This window comes from Streptomyces gamaensis (assembly GCF_042656465.1).
GTDB classification, from domain to species: Bacteria; Actinomycetota; Actinomycetes; order Streptomycetales; family Streptomycetaceae; genus Streptomyces; species Streptomyces gamaensis.
The window spans coordinates 11941-29116 of the sequence record NZ_JBHSPB010000028.1; the positions used below are offsets into that span (position 1 = coordinate 11941).

Sequence of the window (17176 nt, forward strand, 5' to 3'; positions counted from 1 at the left end):
AGTGACATCACCGATGGACGAGGCCCTCCTCAGGAGCCTCACCCCGGACGTCATCACCGCCCTCGTCCGCCGCGGAGCCGACTTCGCGGCGGCCGAGGACGCCGTGCAGGACGCCCTCGTCGAGGCGGTCCGCGTCTGGCCGGCGGACCGGCCGCGGGACGCGAAGGGCTGGCTGGTCACCGTGGCCTGGCGCAAGTTCCTCGACGCGGCCCGCTCGGACGCCGCCCGCCGCCGGCGTGAGGACCGCGCCGAGGAGGAGCCGCCGCCCGGGCCCGCGCCCGCGGTGGACGACACGCTCCAGCTCTACTTCCTGTGCGCCCACCCGTCGCTGACCCCGGCATCCGCGGTCGCCCTCACGCTGCGCGCCGTCGGCGGGCTGACCACCCGTCAGATCGCCCGGGCGTATCTGGTGCCCGAGCCGACCATGGCGCAACGCATCAGCCGGGCCAAGCGCACCGTGGCCGGCGCGCGATTCGACCGGCCCGGCGATGTCGCCACCGTGCTGCGCGTCCTCTACCTGGTCTTCAACGAGGGCTATTCCGGCGAAGTCGACCTCGCCGCCGAGGCCGTCCGGCTCACCCGGCAGCTCGCGGCCGCCGTCGACCACCCCGAGGCGGCGGGGCTGCTCGCCCTCATGCTCCTCCACCACGCCCGGCGTGCCGCCCGGACCGCGGCCGACGGCAGCCTGGTGCCGCTCGCCGAGCAGGACCGCGGCCGCTGGGACACCGCGTTGATCGCCGAGGGCGTCGGGATCCTCCAGTCGGCCCTCGCCCGCGACCGGCTGGGCGAGTTCCAGGCCCAGGCCGCCATCGCGGCACTCCACGCGGACGCGCCCACCGCCGAGGAGACCGACTGGGCGCAGATCGTCGAGTGGTACGACGAGCTCGCGCGCCTGACCGACAGCCCCATCGTCCGGCTCAACCGCGCGGTCGCCGTCGGGGAGGCCGACGGACCGCGCGCCGGCCTGGCGGCGCTCGCGGGACTGGACGCCTCACTGCCCCGCCACACCGCGGTGGCGGCGTACCTCCACGAACGCGACGGCGACACGGCGACGGCGGCACGGCTGTACGCCGAGGCGGCCCACAAGGCACCCAACCTCGCCGAGCGCGACCACCTGACCCGCCAGGCCGCCCGGCTCAACCGAGCGGGACGTACTCGTCCATGACTACTCATCCATGGGGAACGGACGCGGACGCGCTGCGCGCGCGGGCGCCATGCGGTACACCGGAAAGGAAGGAGCGGGCACTGCACCGGCGCACGGCGGCCCGCAACTTTGGCCACAAGGCGCTGGAGAATAAATCTCATATCTGAGATAACGTCTGACACATGACAGACGCTTACCTCGCCCGTATCGGGAAGCTCATCCGTGACGCTCGACAGCATCGAGGCTGGACCCAGTCCCAGCTCGCGGAAGCGCTCGGCACCAGCCAGAGCGCCGTCAACCGTATCGAGCGGGGCAATCAGAACATCAGCCTTGATATGATCGCTCGCATCGGTGAGGCGCTGGACAGCGAGATCGTCTCCCTCGGGTACGCGGGTCCCATGCATCTGCGCGTGGTCGGCGGCCGCCGGCTCTCGGGTGCCATCGACGTCAAGACCAGCAAGAACGCGTGCGTGGCGCTGCTGTGCGCCTCTCTGCTCAACGCGGGGCGCACGACGCTGCGCCGCGTCGCGCGCATCGAGGAGGTCTACCGGATCCTGGAGGTGCTCGGCTCCATCGGGGTCAGGGCGCGCTGGATCAACGACGGCAACGACCTGGAGATCGTGCCCCCCGCCGAGCTGGACCTGGCGGCGATGGACACCGAGGCCGCCCGGCGCACCCGCAGCGTCATCATGTTCCTCGGCCCGCTGCTGCACCGCATGGACCACTTCAAGATCCCGTACGCGGGCGGCTGCGACCTGGGCACCCGTACCGTGCAGCCGCACATGACGGCGCTGCGCCACTTCGGCCTGGAGATCACGGCCACGGACGGCACGTACCACGCGCAGGTCGACCGTTCGGTCGCACCCACCCGGGCGATTGTGCTGACCGAGCGCGGCGACACCGTCACCGAGAACGCGCTCCTCGCGGCCGCCCGCCACGACGGGGTGACCGTCATCCGCAACGCCAGCTCCAACTACATGGTCCAGGACCTGTGCTTCTTCCTGGAGGAGCTGGGCGTGAAGGTCGAGGGCATCGGCACCACGACCCTGACCGTGCACGGCGTGGCCGCCATCGACCGCGACGTGGACTACGCGCCGTCCGAGGACCCGGTGGAGGCCATGAGCCTGCTGGCGGCGGCCGTGGTGACGGAGTCGGAACTGACGATCCGGCGGGTGCCGGTGGAGTTCCTGGAGATCGAGCTCGCGGTGCTGGAGGAGATGGGCCTGGACCACGAGCGCAGCGCGGAGTACCCGGCGGACAACGGCCGTACCCGGCTGCTGGATCTGACCGTGCGGCCCTCGAAGCTGCGCGCGCCGATCGACAAGATCCACCCGATGCCGTTCCCGGGGCTCAACATCGACAACGTGCCCTTCTTCGCGGCCATCGCGGCCGCCGCGCAGGGTCAGACCCTCATCCACGACTGGGTCTACGACAACCGCGCCATCTACCTCACCGACCTCAACCGGCTCGGCGCGGACGTCAAGCTCCTCGACCCGCACCGGGTGCTCGTCGAGGGCCCGACGCGCTGGCGGTCCGCGGAGATGATGTGCCCGCCGGCCCTGCGGCCCGCGGTGGTGGTGCTGCTGGCGATGATGGCGGCCGAGGGGACCTCGGTGCTGCGCAACGTCTATGTCATCAACCGGGGTTACGAGGACCTCGCGGAGCGGCTCAACACGATCGGCGCGCAGATCGAGATCTTCCGCGACATCTGAGCGACATCCGAGCGGCATCCGAGCCGCCGGCGCGAGGCCCCTGGCGCGTGGTCAGGGCAGGACCGCGATGCCGTCGAGTTCCACCAGGGCCTCCTCGTCCCACAGGCGCACCGCCCCCACGACGGCCAGCGCCGGGTAGTCGCGGCCGGCCGACCGGCGCCAGATCGCGCCGAGTTCGCGGGCGTGCGTGCGGTAGGCCGCGACGTCCGTGGTGTAGACGGTGACCCGGGCCAGGTGGCAGGGCCGGCCGCCGGTGGCGCGGAGGGCGGCGAGGAGGTTGGCCAGTGCCCGTTCGAACTGCTCGGGCAGACCGCCCGCGACGATCCTGCCGTCGCCGTCGAGGGCGGTCTGCCCGGCGAGGAAGACCAGGCGGCCGCCGGTGGCGGCCACGGCATGGGTGAAACCGCTGGGGGGCGCGAGGTGGGCGGGGTTGAAGCGGCTGAGGGTGGGGACGGCGGGCGGTTCCGAAGCGGGCCCGTGCGCCTGGGAGTTCACCGGTCGCGGTGTCATCGGTCGCGGTGTCATCGGTACAGCTCCTTCGCGATGATCGTGCGCTGGACCTCGCTGGCGCCCTCGTAGATGCGCGGCGCGCGCACCTCGCGGTAGAGGTGTTCGAGCAGGTGGCCGCGGCGCAGGGCGCGGGCGCCGTGGAGCTGGACGGCCGCGTCCACGACGTACTGGGCGGTCTCGGTGGCGAACAGCTTGGCCATCGCGGCGCGCGCGGCGACTCCCGGTTCGCCCGCGTCGTGGGCGGCGGCCGCGGAGTGCACGAGCAGCCGGGCGGCCTCGGTGCGGGTGGCCATCTCGGCGAGCTGGTGGGAGACGGCCTGAAGGTCCTTGAGCGGCCCGCCGAAGGCACGGCGTTCGCCCGCGTGCGCGACGGCCGCCTCCAGGGCGGCGCGGGCCATGCCGACGGCGAACGCGCCGACGCTGGGCCGGAAGAGGTCCAGGGTGCGCATGGCCACGGCGAAGCCGCCGCCCGGCCTGCCGAGGACGTCGTCGGGGCCGACCGCGACCGCGTCGAAGGCGAGGGTGCCGATGGGGTGCGGGCTGAGCATCTCCACGGGTTCGCCGGTCAGTCCCCGGCGGTCGCCGGGGACGAGGAAGGCGGTCACGCCCCGGGAGCGCTCCCCCTCTCCCGTGCGGGCGAAGACCGTGTACAGGTCGGCCTCGGGGGCGTTGGAGATCCAGCACTTCTCGCCGGTCAACCGCCAGCCGGCGCCGTCCGGTTCGGCGGCCAGTTCCAGGGCGGCGGCGTCCGATCCGGCGCCGGGTTCGCTCAGTGCGAAGGCGGCCACGGCGCGGCCCGCGACGACCTCGGGTATCCACCTCTCGCGCTGCGCGGGCGTGCCGCGGTCCGCGACCGGGTGGGCGCCGAGCCCCTGGAGGGCGAGGGCGGTCTCGGCCTCCGTGCACACGCTCGCCAAGCACTCGCGCAACAGGCACAGTTCCACGGCCCGTACGGGCCCGTCGTCGGGGAAGAGCCGGGCGAGCAGGCCGTGTTCGCCGAGGGCGGCGACGAGGGGGCGGTTGACGCGGCCGGGCCCGCCCCGCTCGGCGAGCGGACGCAACTCCCGTGCGGCGAGGGCGCGCAGCTCCTCGCACCGGGCCCGCTGTCCCGCACCGGGGTCGCATGGGGATGATGTCGCTGCCACGTGGGCGCCTCCCTCGGCGAACGCCTTATCGCGCTCTGTTGACTGCCGTCACCGAGTCGATACGCTGACAGCGGATCCGCGGGGCTGGCAAGACCCCCGCGACCAGCCGCTGTTCCCCCGTCCGTCCCGTACACGGCACGCGCTTCCCCGCAGTCCAGGTTCCCGGCACGAGGGGCGTATCCCCGATGGATTCCGCAATCCGGCTCAAGCCGTCCGCCCACGTCGACACCTTCGCGCGCGACAGCCTTCCGCCACCGCACGAGTGGCCGCTGCTGCGCTTCGACCTCGCGGGCGAGGGAGACATGCGGTATCCGGACCGCCTCAACTGCGGTGCGGAGCTGCTGGATACGACGATCGGCCGCTTCGGGGCGGACCGTACGGCCGTGCTCGACGGCACGCGCGCGTGGTCGTACGGGGAGCTGCGCGAGCACGTCGACCGTATCGCGCACGTCCTCACCGACGACCTGGGGGTCGTCCCCGGCAACCGGGTGCTGCTGCGCGGCCCCACCACGCCCCACCTGGCGGCCTGCTGGCTCGCGGTGATGAAGGCGGGCGCGGTGGCCGTGACCGTGCTCGCCGCCCAGCGCCCCCACGAGCTGGCCACGATCTGCGAACTCGCCCGCATACGGCACGCGTTGTGCGACATACGCGCGCTCGACGACCTGGCGAAGGCCCCCGTCGCCTCCTTACGGATCACCCCGTACGGCGGCGGTGCCCCCGACGACCTGCTGCACCTCGCTGCGGGCAAACCCCCATTCTATGCGGCGGTCGCGACCTCCGCCGACGACGTCGCGCTGATCGCCTTCACCTCCGGGACCACCGGACGCCCCAAGGGCTGCGCGCACTTCCACCGGGACGTGCTCGCCATCGCCGACACGTTCTCGGCGCGGGTGCTGCGGCCGCGCCCCGACGATGTGTTCGCGGGCAGCCCGCCGCTCGGCTTCACCTTCGGCCTCGGCGGCCTGGTGGTCTTCCCGCTGCGCGCCGGGGCCTCGACACTGCTGACCGAGTGGGGCGGCCCCGAGAAACTGCTGCGGGACGTCCAACGGCACCGCGTCTCCGTGCTGTTCACCGCTCCGACCGCCTACCGCGCGATGCTGGAGGGGCTCGGCGCGTACGACGTCTCCTCGCTGCGCCGCTGCGTCTCGGCCGGCGAGCACCTGCCGGCGGAACTGTGGCACGCCTGGCACGAGGCGACCGGGCTGCGCGTCATCAACGGCATCGGCGCGACCGAGATGCTGCACATCTTCGTCTCCGCCGCCGACGACGCCGTCCGGCCCGGCACCACGGGCCTGCCCGTGCCGGGCTTCGAGGCCCGCGTCGTCGGCGCGGACGGGCGGCCGGTGCCGGACGGCGAGCCGGGCCTGCTGGCCGTGCGCGGCCCGACCGGCTGCCGCTACCTCGCCGACGAGCGGCAGCGCGACTACGTGCGCGACGGCTGGAACCTGACCGGGGACACCTATGTGCGCGACGCGGACGGCTACTTCCGCTTCGTGGCCCGCGCCGACGACATGATCGTCTCGGCCGGGTACAACATCGCGGGCCCCGAGGTCGAGGAGGCACTGCTGCGCCACCCCGACATCCTCGAAGCGGCCGTCGTCGGACGCCCGGACGCCCGCCGCGGGGCCGTGGTCGTCGCGCACGTCGTGCTGCGGGAGGGTGTGCCGCGCACCGAGGAGACGGCGGCGGCGCTGCGGGAGTTCACCAAAAAGGAGATCGTTCCCTACAAGTGCCCTCGCGAGATCGTGTTCCTGGAGGCCCTGCCGCGTACGCCCACCGGCAAGGTGCAGCGATTCCGGCTGCGTACCGGCCCTTTACAGTTTCCCCGTGACTGACCAGCCACCACTCCTCGCTCCCCGGTCTCCTCGGTCCCTCATCGTCACGTTCTACGGCGCGTACGGGCGCGGCGGCGCCGGGCATCCGGCCGGCCGGCCGGTGCCGATCGCGGCCCTGATCCGGCTGCTGGGCGCCGTGGGCGTGGACTCGCCGTCGGTGCGCTCGGCCGTCTCCCGGCTCAAACGGCGCGGGCTGCTCGTGGCGGACCGTACGAGCGACGGCGCGGCGGGCTACGGACTGTCGGACGCGGCACGGCAGTTGCTGGACGACGGCGACCGGCGCATCTACGGGCGCCGGTCGGGCCGGGCGGGCAGCGGCTGGCTGCTGGCGGTCTTCTCGGTGCCCGAGGAGCAGCGGCACAAGCGGCACCTGCTGCGCTCGCGGCTGTCCCGGCTGGGCTTCGGTACGGCGGCACCGGGCGTGTGGGTGGCTCCGGCGCACGTGCACGACGAGACGCGGCACACGCTGGAGCGGCTCGGACTCGACGCGTACGTCGACCTGTTCCGGGGCTGCCACCTGGGTTTCGAGCCGACGGCGGAGGCGGTGGGCCGCTGGTGGGACCTGGAGTCGCTGGCGGCGCAGCACCGGGTGTTCCTGCGGGAGCACGAGCCGGTGCTGCGGCGCTGGGCACGGCGGCGGACCGTGGCGCCGCAGGACGCCTACCGCGACTATCTGCTGGCGCTGGACGCGTGGCGGCGGCTGCCGTACGCCGACCCGGGGCTGCCGGCGTCGCTGCTGCCCGCCGACTGGCCGGGCAGCAGGGCGGCGCGCGTGTTCTCGGCCCTGCACGTGCGGCTGCGGGACGCGGGGGCGCGGTTCGTGGAGCCGGTGCTGGGCTGAGCCACGGGAGGCTCGCGACGGCCATCGCGCGCCCGGCGCAGGGGTGTTGGCCCCGTGCGCCGGGCGTGCGGCGTCAGGCTCCGCGCCCCGTCGGGGGTTTGCGGCTGCCCTTGAGGTACTGCACGGGCCAGGGCGCGCCGGGGCCCTCGTAGCCCTGGTCGGCCGCCGCGTGCAGGGTCCAGTGCGGGTCGTACAGGTGCGGGCGGGCGAGCGCGCACAGGTCCGTACGCCCGGCCAGGATCAGGGAGTTGACGTCGTCCCAGGAGGAGATGGCGCCCACGGCGATCACGGGGACGCCGGTCTCGTGCCGGATGCGGTCGGCGAACGGTGTCTGGTAGGAGCGGCCGAACGCGGGCCGTTCGTCGGGGACGACCTGTCCGGTGGAGACGTCGATGGCGTCGGCGCCGTGCGCGGCGAAGGCGCGGGCGATGGCGACGGCATCGTCGGCGGTGGTGCCGCCCTCGGCCCAGTCGGTGGCGGAGATCCGCACGGTCATGGGCTTGTCCCGGGGCCAGACGGCGCGGACGGTGTCGAAGACCTCCAGGGGGTAGCACAGCCGGGCGGTCAGGTCGCCGCCGTAGGCGTCGGTGCGGCGGTTGGTGAGCGGGGAGAGGAAGGCGGAGAGCAGATAGCCGTGCGCGCAGTGCAGTTCGAGCAGGTCGAAGCCGGACCGGTCGGCGGCGCGGGCGGCGTGCGCGAACTGCTCGCGGACGGCTGCGAGTCCGTCGGTGCCCAGGGCCTGCGGGATCTGGTTGAGGCCGGGGCGGTAGGGCAGCGGGGAGGGGGCGACGACGGGCCAGTTCCCGGCGGGCAGCGGTTCGTCGATGCCCTCCCACTGCCGCCGGGTGGAGCCCTTGCGGCCGGAGTGGCCGAGCTGGACGCCGATGGCGGTGCCGGGGGCCTGCGTGTGCACGAAGTCGGTGACGCGGCGCCAGGCCGTCTCGTGTTCCGGCGTATACAGGCCCGTACAGCCCGGGGTGATGCGGCCCTGGGGGCTGACGCAGACCATCTCGGTCATCACGAGCGCGGCGCCGCCGAGGGCGCGGGCGCCGAGGTGGACGAGGTGGAAGTCGCCGGGTGTGCCGTCGGTGGCGGAGTACATGTCCATGGCCGAGACCACGACGCGGTTGCGCAGGGTCAGCCCGCGCAGCCGGAAGGGGGTGAACATGGGCGGGGTTCCCGGCGGTATGCCTGCCTCCGCTTCGACGGAGGCGACGAACTGCGGGTCACGCAGCCGGAGGTTGTCGTGGGTGACGCGGCGGCTGCGGGTGAGCAGGTTGAAGGCGAAGCGGCGGGGCGGCTGGTCGACGTGGACGGCGAGGTCCTCGAACCACTCCAGGCTCGCGCGGGCCGCGCGCTGCGTGGACTCCACCAGGGGGCGCCGTTCGGCCTCGTACGCCGCGAGGGCCTCCGGCACGCTCGTGGCGCGCGTGAGCCCGCCGGCGAGGGCGAGGGCGTCCTCGACGGCGAGTTTGGTGCCGGAGCCGATGGAGAAGTGCGCGGTGTGGGCGGCGTCGCCGAGCAGCACCGTGTTCCCGTGCGACCAGCGCTCGTTGACGACCGTACGGAAGGCGGTCCAGGCGGAGCGGTTGGAGCGCAGCGGGCGTCCGGCGAGGAGTTCGGGGAAGTACTTGCCGCACTGCTCGACGGAGGCGGACTCGTCGCAGCGGTCGAGTCCGGCGCGGCGCCAGACCTCCTCGCGCATCTCGATGATGATCGTGGAGGCGTCCGGCGCATAGGGGTAGCCGTGCAGTTGCATGACGCCGTGCTCGGTCTCGGCGATCTCGAAGCGGAAGGCGTCCAGGGCGAAGTCGGCGGCCAGCCAGATGTAGCGGCAGCGGTGTGTGGTGAGGCTGGGGCGGAAGTGCTCGCGGTGGGCTTCGCGGGTGCGGCTGTGCACGCCGTCCGCGGCGACCACCAGGTCGTACGAGCGCGCGAGCCGCGCGGCGGGCGGGGCCTCCTCGCGGAAGCGCAGCTCGACCCCGAGGGCGCGGCAGCGGTCGTGCAGGAGCCCCAGCAGCCGGCGCCGGCCCAGGGCGGCGAAGCCGTGGCCGCCGGAGCGCAGCACGCCGCCGCGGTGGACGACGTCGATGTCGTCCCAGCGTACGAACTCCCGGGCCAGGGCGGCGTGGACGACGGGGTCGGCGGTCTCGATGCCGCCGAGGGTCTCGTCGGAGAGGACGACGCCGAACCCGAAGGTGTCGTCGGGGGCGTTGCGCTCCCAGAGGGTGATCTCGCGGGCGGGGGCCAGGCGTTTGAGGAGGGCGGCGGCGTAGAGTCCGCCGGGTCCGCCGCCGATGACCGCGACGCGCGCGGCGGTGGGGGCCACGGCTAGCGCCCCTGCCATTTGGGGGTGCGTTTCTCGGTGAACGCGGCGTGGAATTCGGTGTAGTCGGCGCTGTTCATCAGCAAGGCCTGGGTGGTGGCGTCGAGTTCGACGGCGGCGGCGAGCGGCATGTCGAGTTCGGCGGTGAGCAGGGCCTTGGTCTGGGCGTGGGCGAGCGCGGGGCCGTCGGCGAGCCGGCGGGCGAGCGCCCGGGCGGCGGCGGGCGCCTCACCCTCGGCCGTCAACTGGCTGATGAGGCCGATGCGTTCGGCCTCGGCGGCGCCGACGGGCTCGCCGAGCATCAGCAGCCGGGTGGCGTGCCCGAGGCCGACGACACGGGGCAGCAGGTAGGCGGCGCCCATGTCGCCGCCGGACAGGCCCACTTTGGTGAACAGGAACGCGAAGCGCGCGCCGGGGTCGGCGACGCGGAAGTCGGCGGCGAGCGCGAGCACGGCGCCGGCGCCGGCGGCGATGCCGTGCACGGCGGCGACGACCGGGAACGGGCACTCGCGCAGGGCGCGTACGGTCGCGCCGGTCATCCGGTTGAAGTCCAGCAGTTGCCCGGTGTCCATGGCCAGGGTCGCGCCGATGATGTCGTCGACGTCGCCGCCGGAGCAGAAGCCGGGGCCCTCGCCGCCGAGGACGAGGGCGCGCACGGAGCCGTCGCGGGCCAGTTCCGGCAGGAGGTCGCGCAGGTCGGCGTAGGCGCCGAAGGTGAGGGCGTTGAGCTTCTCGGGCCGGTCGAGGGTGACGGTGGCGACCCCGGCGTCGAGGTCCACGCGCAGGTGCCGCCACTGTTCGGTACGGGACGCGGAGCCGGTGAACGGACTCATCGGGCATGGCCTCCTTCAGCCGGGCGGGGCTGGTGCCTGCGCTGTGAAGTTATCACCGGCGCGTGACTGTCGTCACGAGTGCGCGATAGCGTTCTTCGCCCTTGCGGCGGTGGGGAGTTGACACCGGAACGGACGCCCGGCGGGCGGCCCTCACCCCGTTCGCGGCGGTGTCAGCCGCCCCCGTCAGCTGCCCAGTGTCGCGACCAGCACCGCCTTGATGGTGTGCATCCGGTTCTCGGCCTGGTCGAAGACGACCGAGTGCGGGGACTCGAAGACCTCGTCGGTCACCTCCAGGGAGGTCAGCCCGTGCCGCTCGTGGATCTCGCGGGCGACCGAGGTGCCCAGGTCGTGGAAGGCGGGCAGGCAGTGCAGGAAGCGCACCGCCGGGTTGCCCGTGGACCGCAGCACGTCCATCGTGACCGCGTACGGCCGCAGGAGCGCGATCCGCGCGTCCCACACCTCCTTGGGCTCTCCCATCGACACCCACACGTCGGTCGCGATGAAGTCCGCGCCCTTGACGCCCTCGGCGACATCGGCGGTGACCGCGATCCGCGCGCCGCTGGCGGCCGCGAGCCGGTGGGCCTGCTCGACGATCTCCGGGTCCGGCCACAGCTCCTCGGGGGCCACGATGCGCACGTCCATACCGAGGAGGGCGCCGGTGATCAGGTAGGAGTTGCCCATGTTGTAGCGGGCGTCGCCGAGATACGCGTAGGCGACGTGCTCCAGCGGCTTGGCGGTGTGCTCGGTCATGGTCAGCACGTCGGCGAGCATCTGGGTGGGGTGCCACTGGTCGGTGAGCCCGTTGAAGACCGGCACCCCCGCGTGCGCGGCGAGCTCCTCCAGCACATCCTGGCCGTGCCCCCGGTACTCGATCGCGTCAAACATCCGGCCGAGGACGCGCGCGGTGTCGCGGACGGACTCCTTGTGCCCGATCTGCGAACCCGCGGGATCGAGATACGTGGTGCGGGCCCCCTGGTCGGCGGCGGCCACCTCGAAGGCGCAGCGGGTGCGGGTCGAGGTCTTCTCGAAGACGAGGGCGATGTGCCGGCCCGGCAGCCGCTGCTCCTCGGCGCCGGTGACCCGGGCCGCCTTGAGCTCGGCGGCGAGCTCGATCAGACTGTGGAACTCCTCGGCGGTGAAGTCCGCCTCCTTGAGGAAGTGGCGGCCCTTGAGATCCGTCGCCATGGGTGGACTCCTCGCTCACAACTGCCGGACTGGAACTCTATACGGCATGCGGAATTAGTATGCGTCGTATCAGTATGCACGACGGGTTCCGGCGTCCACCATGGCCCCCGTCACCCCGGGACCGCGTCCCGTTCGATCGGGCAGCTCATGCAGCGCGGCCCGCCCCGGCCGCGGCCCAGCTCACTGCCCGGGATCGTGATCACCTCGATGCCGTGCTTGCGCAGATGCGTGTTGGTCGTCGCGTTCCGCTCGTAGGCGACGACGACGCCCGGCTCGATGGCGAGCACGTTGCAGCCGTCGTCCCACTGCTCGCGCTCGGCGGCGTGCACGTCCTGGGTCGCGGTGAGCACCCGGATCGAGTCCAGGCCGAGGGCGGCGGCGATGGCCCGGTGCATGTGCTCCGGCGGATGGTCGGTGACCTTCAGCTCGCGCTCGCCCACGCCCGGTTCGATGGTGTACGAGCGGAGCATGCCCAGGCCCGCGTACTGCGTGAAGGTGTCGCCGTCGATCATCGTCATCACCGTGTCCAGGTGCATGAACGCCCGCCGCTTGGGCATGTCGAGCGCGACGATGGTGCGGGCGGAACCGGACTCGAAGAGCCGGTGGGCGAGCATCTCCACGGCCTGGGGGGTGGTGCGCTCGCTCATGCCGATGAGCACCGCGCCCCGGCCGATGACGAGCACGTCACCGCCCTCGATCGTGGACGGGTAGGCGGCCTGGCCCTCGGACCACACGTGGAAGCCGCCGCGCGCGAACAGCGGGTGGTGGCGGTAGACGGCCTCGTAGTGCACCGTCTCGTGCCAACGGGCCGGCCAGCGCATCGCGTTGACGCACACGCCGTCGTAGATCCAGGCAGAGGTGTCGCGGGTGAAGAGGTGGTTGGGCAGCGGATTGATCAGGAAGTCGTCCGTCTCCATGACATGGAAGCGGACCGAGACCGGCTCCGCGTGCCGCTCCAGGAACTCGCGCTTGGTCATCCCGCCGACGAGCCAGCTCGCGAGCTCCTCCGGGGGCAGCTCCTCGAAGGCACCCCGCAGATGGGCGGTGGCCAGCGGCCCGTACTCCTTCTCGTCGAAGACCCGGTCCAGCACGAGGGAGCGGGCCGCGGGCACGGCCAGGCTCTCCTGCAGCAGGTCCTGGAAGAAGTGCACCGCGACCCCGCGCTCGCGCAGCACGTCCGCGAAGCCGTCGTGCTCGGCACGGGCGCGCCGCACCCAGAGCACGTCGTCGAAGAGCAGAGCGTCCTTGTTCGACGGCGTGAGCCGCTTCAGTTCCAGGCCGGGGCGGTGCAGTATGACGCGGCGCAGCCGCCCGGCCTCGGAATCGACGTGGAATCCCATGCCCCCATCCTGACCCGGATCACGGCCGATAAGCGGGTGCGCCGCGTACGAGCTCGCACACCGGTGCCGGCGCCGGCACCGGTACCGCCCTACAGCCGCGGATCCACCGGCTCCGACTCCAGCGCCAGCACCCCGAACACCGCCTCATGGACCCGCCACAAGGGCTCCCCGGCGGCCAGCCGGTCCAGGGCCTCCAGCCCCAGCGCGTACTCGCGCAGCGCGAGCGACCGCTTGTGCCCGAGCCGGCGTATCCGCAGCCGGGCGAGGCGGTCGGGGCGGGTGTACTCCGGCCCGTACACGATCCGCAGGTACTCCCGCCCCCGGCACTTGATGCCGGGCTGGACGAGCCTGCCGTCCGGCCGCCGGACCAGCGCGCCCAGCGGCTTGACCACCATGCCCTCACCGCCGGCCGCCGTCAGCTCCAGCCACCACCGCACCCCCGCGGCGACCGACGCCTCGTCCCCGGTGTCGACCAGCAGCCGCCGGGTGGGAGCGAGAATCCGCTCGTCCGGCTCCGGGGTGCCGCTCGCCTCCGCCGCGATCACGCGGTCGATCAGCGCGAGCTGCTCGTCGTGCGGCAGTGCGGCCAGACTGCGCCCCTGGGCGGCCAGGATCTGGAACGGGGCCAGCCGTATGCCGGTCGGCCCGGCCGCACCGGAGGCGTCCACCGGCCAGCAGTAGCGCCGGTAGGCATCCGTGAACGCCTCGGCATCGGCGGCCCGTTCCCGCTGTCCGGCCAGCAACGCGCCGGTGTCCACGCCGCGTTCGGCCGCCGCTTCCAGGGCGCCGAGAGCGGCGGGGAACACGGCCCGCGCGGCCGCGCCCACGGCCGCGTACTGGTGGCGCAGCAGCCCGCCCGCCTTGAGCGACCAGGGCATCAGCTCGGCGTCGAGCAGCAGCCAGTCCGTCTCCAGCTCCTCCCACAGGCCCGCCGCGTCGACAGCCCGGCGCACCCGGTCGAGGATCCGCTCGGTCGTGGCGGGGTCGTCGAAGAACGGCCGCCCGGTACGGGTGCACAGCGCGCCGCTGACGCCGCCCGCCGCGTCGAAACGCCGCCGTGCCGTCTCCGCGTCACGGCAGACCAGGACCACCGCACGCGACCCCATGTGCTTCTCTTCGCAGATCACCCGGGCCACGCCGTCGGCCGCGTAGGCGGCGAACGCCTCGGCCGGGTGCTCCAGATACCCCTCTTCCTTCGAGGTGGCACAGGGCGCCATGGTCGGCGGCAGGTACGGCAGCAGCCGGGGGTCGATCGCGAAGCGGCTCATGACCTCCAGGGCCGCGGCCGCGTTCTCCTCCTTGACCGCGACGCGGCCCAGGTGCCGGGTCTCCACCGCGCGGCCGCCGGTGACGTCGGCGAGGTCGAGCGGGCGGCCGTCGGCGCCGCCCGGCGCCTCGCTCGCGAGCGGCCGGACCGGCTCGTACCAGACCCGCTCGGCCGGTACGTCCACCAGCTCGCGCTCGGGCCAGCGCAGGGCGGTCATGCGGCCGCCGAACACCGCACCCGTGTCGAGGCAGACGGTGTTGTTCAGCCAGGACGCCTGCGGGGTGGGGGTGTGCCCGTAGACGACGGCGGCCCGGCCCCGGTACTCCTCGGCCCACGGGTAGCGCACCGGCAGGCCGAACTCGTCGGTCTCCCCCGTGGTGTCCCCGTACAGGGCGTGCGAGCGGACCCGGCCCGAGGTGCGGCCGTGGTACTTCTCCGGCAGCCCGGCGTGGCAGACCACGAGCGCCCCGCCGTCGAGCACGTAGTGACTGACGAGCGACTCGATGAACTCCCGCACCCGCTCGGAGAACCCGGGCTCCTCCGCCTCGGCGGCCGCCAGCTGCTCGACGGTCTCCGCGAGGCCGTGGGTGTGCTGGACCTTGCGGCCCTTGAGGTGGCGGCCGAGCTTGTTCTCGTGGTTGCCGGGCACGCACAGCGCGTGCCCGGCGGCGACCATGCCCATCACCAGGCGCAGCACTCCCGGGCTGTCGGGGCCGCGGTCGACGAGGTCGCCGACGAAGACGGCCGTGCGCCCCTCGGGGTGCGCGGCGTCGACCGGACGGCCGGAGGCGTCACGGGTGACGACGTAGCCGAGGCGCTCCAGCAGCGTCTCCAGCTCGGAACGGCAGCCGTGGATGTCACCGACGATGTCGAACGGTCCCGTGACGTGGCGCAGATCGTTGAAGCGGCGCTCGCGGACCACCTCGGCCGCCTCGGCCTCGGCGACCCCGCGCAGCACGTGCACCTTGCGGAAACCCTCACGCTCCAGGTGCCGCAGGGAGCGGCGCAGCGCCCGCTGGTGGCGCTGGTTGACGTGGCGGGGCAGGGCGCTGCGGTCGGGGCGGGCGGCGTTGCGTGCGGCGCAGACGCTCTCGGGCGTGTCGAGGACGATCGCCACCGGCAGCACGTCGTGCTCCCGCGCCAGCCGGACGAGCTGCTGCCGGCTCTCGGGCTGCACGCTGGTGGCGTCGACGACGGTGAGCCGGCCGGCCGCGAGCCGCTTGCCGACGATGTAGTGCAGGACGTCGAAGGCGTCGCCGGAAGCGCTCTGGTCGTTCTCGTCGTCACTGACCAGGGCGCGGCAGAAGTCGGAGGAGACGACCTCGGTGGGTCCGAAGTGCCGTGCCGCGAAGGTGGACTTGCCCGATCCGGTGGCCCCGACGAGGACCACGAGGGACAGGTCGGGGACGGCGAGGACACGGCGGTCCGCGGCCGGGGCCGGGGCGGAGGCCGGGGCGATGGTGCTGCTGTCGGTGCTGTGGGTGCTACCGGTGCGGTGTGTCCCGGTCATGCCGCTGCCGTGTCCTTACTGGAGTTGTCGGTACTGGTGTTGTCGGTGGTGGTGCTGTCAGTGCGCTGTGCGCCTTCACGCTGGCTGAAGACGGCCATCTGCGTGGGCGGCCCCACTTCGGGGTCGTCGGGTCCCACGGGGACGAACTCCACGCCGTATCCGTACTGTTCGGCGACTCCGCGCGCCCAGGCCCGGAACTCCTCACGGTTCCACTCGAAGCGGTGGTCCGCATGGCGCACCTGCCCCGCGGGCAGGCTCTCCCAGCGCACGTTGTACTCCACGTTGGGCGTGGTCACCACGACGGTCGCGGGCCGCGCGGCCCCGAACACCGCGTGCTCCAGGGCCGGCAGCCGCGGCGGGTCCACGTGCTCGACGACCTCGCTGAGCACGGCCGCGTCCCAGCCGGTGAGCCTGCGGTCGGTATAGGCCAGCGAACCCTGCAGCAGCTTCACCCTCGCCGCCATCCGCTCGGGCATCCGCTCCAGCCGCAGCCTCCGCGCCGCCGTCCTCAAGGCCCGCGTCGAGACATCGACACCGGCCACCTCGGTGAACCGCGCGTCCTTCAGCAGCTCGCCCACCAACTGCCCCTGCCCGCAGCCCAGGTCGAGCACCCGGGCAGCGCCTCGCGCACGCAGCACGTCGAGGATCGCGGCCCGCCGCTGCCCGGCCAGTGACACCGGGCGCCCCTCGGAGCCGTCCTTGGTCTGCTCCTCGCCGACCGCGTTGTCGAGTGCGTCCGCCTCGGTGTCGTCGGCCTCGGCCAGCCGGGCCAGTGCCAGCCGTTCGAGCGCGTCGTGGGTGAGCGAGTGCCGGCGGGCCAGATAGCGGCGGGTGATCAACTGCTGTTCGGGGTGGCTCTCCAGCCAGCCCGCGCCGGACCGCAGCAGCTTGTCCACCTCGTCCGGCGCCACCCAGTAGTGCTTGGCGTCGTCCAGCACCGGCAGCAGCACATACAGGTGCCGCAGTGCGTCCGCGAGCCTGTGCTCCCCCTCCAGTACCAGCCGTACGTATCGCGACGGACCCCACTCGGGGAACCGCCCGTCCAGCTCCACCGGTTCCGCCGTCACCGTCCAGCCCAGTGGCCGGAAGAACCGCTCGACCAGTTCCGCTCCACCCCGGGCCGGCAGTGCCGGCACCTCGATCCGCAACGGCCTCGCCTGCTCGGCCAGTTCGGGCCGCGCCGCGCACTGGCCCTTGACCGCGCTGGAGAACACGCCGCCGATCGCCACCGCGAGCAGCGAGGACGCCGCGTACGGCCGGTCGTTGACGTAGTGCGCGAGCGCCGCGTCGGGGCCGGCGGCACGGCCCGGTCCACGGCCCTTGCGGACGAGCGCCACCGGATCGATCTCCAGGAGCAGCGCGGCGGTGCAGCGCTCGGCGCTCGCCTCCGGGTAGAAGACGTGGGCCGTGCCATTGGCGGTCGAGAACTGCTGCGCCCGGTCGGGGTGTTTGTGCAGCAGAAACCCGAGGTCGGTCGCGGGTGACCCCGCGGTGTCGGTCGTGGTTATCGTCAGGAACACGCGCCCGA

General features: G+C 73.2%; 12 protein-coding genes. 4 read left to right on the forward strand and 8 right to left on the reverse strand.

From position 1 onward, the window contains the following. Nucleotides 1-13: 13 nt before the first annotated feature. Together ACFP1Z_RS30185 and ACFP1Z_RS30190 are read left to right on the forward strand one after the other, a co-directional pair. Complete coding sequence (locus ACFP1Z_RS30185; protein WP_390320895.1) at nucleotides 14-1165, forward strand: RNA polymerase sigma factor; 1152 nt, start codon at nucleotides 14-16, stop codon at nucleotides 1163-1165. Nucleotides 1166-1326: 161 nt separating this feature from the next. Next, nucleotides 1327-2856 (forward strand): helix-turn-helix domain-containing protein, encoded by a 1530-nt coding sequence (locus tag ACFP1Z_RS30190; protein WP_390320896.1) that lies wholly within the window; start codon nucleotides 1327-1329, stop codon nucleotides 2854-2856. Between the two features lie 51 nt (nucleotides 2857-2907). Here ACFP1Z_RS30190 and ACFP1Z_RS30195 read toward each other — a convergent pair whose 3' ends face one another. Then, a complete protein-coding gene (locus ACFP1Z_RS30195) occupies nucleotides 2908-3381 on the reverse strand; it encodes a RidA family protein (RefSeq protein ID WP_390320897.1) in 474 nt (157 codons plus the stop codon). Continuing rightward, nucleotides 3378-4511 (reverse strand): acyl-CoA dehydrogenase family protein, encoded by a 1134-nt coding sequence (locus tag ACFP1Z_RS30200; protein WP_390320898.1) that lies wholly within the window; start codon nucleotides 4509-4511, stop codon nucleotides 3378-3380. Before ACFP1Z_RS30200 ends, ACFP1Z_RS30195 begins: the two co-directional genes overlap by 4 nt. 197 nt (nucleotides 4512-4708) lie before the next feature. Here ACFP1Z_RS30200 and ACFP1Z_RS30205 point away from each other — a divergent pair, with 197 nt between their 5' ends. Both ACFP1Z_RS30205 and ACFP1Z_RS30210 read left to right on the forward strand, forming a co-directional pair. Then, a complete protein-coding gene (locus ACFP1Z_RS30205) occupies nucleotides 4709-6346 on the forward strand; it encodes an AMP-binding protein (protein WP_390320942.1) in 1638 nt (545 codons plus the stop codon). Further along, the gene (locus ACFP1Z_RS30210; RefSeq protein WP_390320899.1) at nucleotides 6339-7187 is read left to right on the forward strand and encodes a PaaX family transcriptional regulator; all 849 of its coding nucleotides are present in this window, start codon (nucleotides 6339-6341) and stop codon (nucleotides 7185-7187) included. Before ACFP1Z_RS30205 ends, ACFP1Z_RS30210 begins: the two co-directional genes overlap by 8 nt. 73 nt (nucleotides 7188-7260) lie before the next feature. On the opposite strand, the gene ACFP1Z_RS30215 is transcribed toward ACFP1Z_RS30210, so the two are convergent. The 6 genes from ACFP1Z_RS30215 to ACFP1Z_RS30240 all read right to left on the reverse strand — a co-directional run bounded on the left by ACFP1Z_RS30215 (nucleotide 7261) and on the right by ACFP1Z_RS30240 (nucleotide 17168). Further along, nucleotides 7261-9534 carry a bifunctional salicylyl-CoA 5-hydroxylase/oxidoreductase gene (locus ACFP1Z_RS30215; protein ID WP_390320900.1) on the reverse strand — a complete coding sequence of 758 codons (2274 nt, stop codon included), beginning with the start codon at nucleotides 9532-9534 and terminating at the stop codon, nucleotides 7261-7263. Beyond that, the gene (locus tag ACFP1Z_RS30220; RefSeq protein WP_390320901.1) at nucleotides 9519-10346 is read right to left on the reverse strand and encodes an enoyl-CoA hydratase family protein; all 828 of its coding nucleotides are present in this window, start codon (nucleotides 10344-10346) and stop codon (nucleotides 9519-9521) included. The genes ACFP1Z_RS30215 and ACFP1Z_RS30220 overlap by 16 nt, the downstream gene beginning before the upstream one ends. Before the next feature lie 183 nt (nucleotides 10347-10529). Further along, complete coding sequence (gene argF / locus ACFP1Z_RS30225; protein WP_390320902.1) at nucleotides 10530-11531, reverse strand: ornithine carbamoyltransferase; 1002 nt, start codon at nucleotides 11529-11531, stop codon at nucleotides 10530-10532. Between the two features lie 110 nt (nucleotides 11532-11641). Further along, nucleotides 11642-12871: an arginine deiminase gene (locus ACFP1Z_RS30230; protein ID WP_390320903.1), complete on the reverse strand. Its 1230-nt coding sequence runs from the start codon at nucleotides 12869-12871 to the stop codon at nucleotides 11642-11644. Between the two features lie 89 nt (nucleotides 12872-12960). Continuing rightward, entirely contained in the window at nucleotides 12961-15648 is a 2688-nt protein-coding gene (locus ACFP1Z_RS30235; protein WP_390320904.1) for a polynucleotide kinase-phosphatase, read from the reverse strand. Beyond that, nucleotides 15645-17168, reverse strand: coding sequence for a 3' terminal RNA ribose 2'-O-methyltransferase Hen1 (locus ACFP1Z_RS30240; protein ID WP_390320905.1), 1524 nt, complete (start codon nucleotides 17166-17168; stop codon nucleotides 15645-15647). The genes ACFP1Z_RS30235 and ACFP1Z_RS30240 overlap by 4 nt, the downstream gene beginning before the upstream one ends. Between the last annotated feature and the right edge of the window lie 8 nt (nucleotides 17169-17176).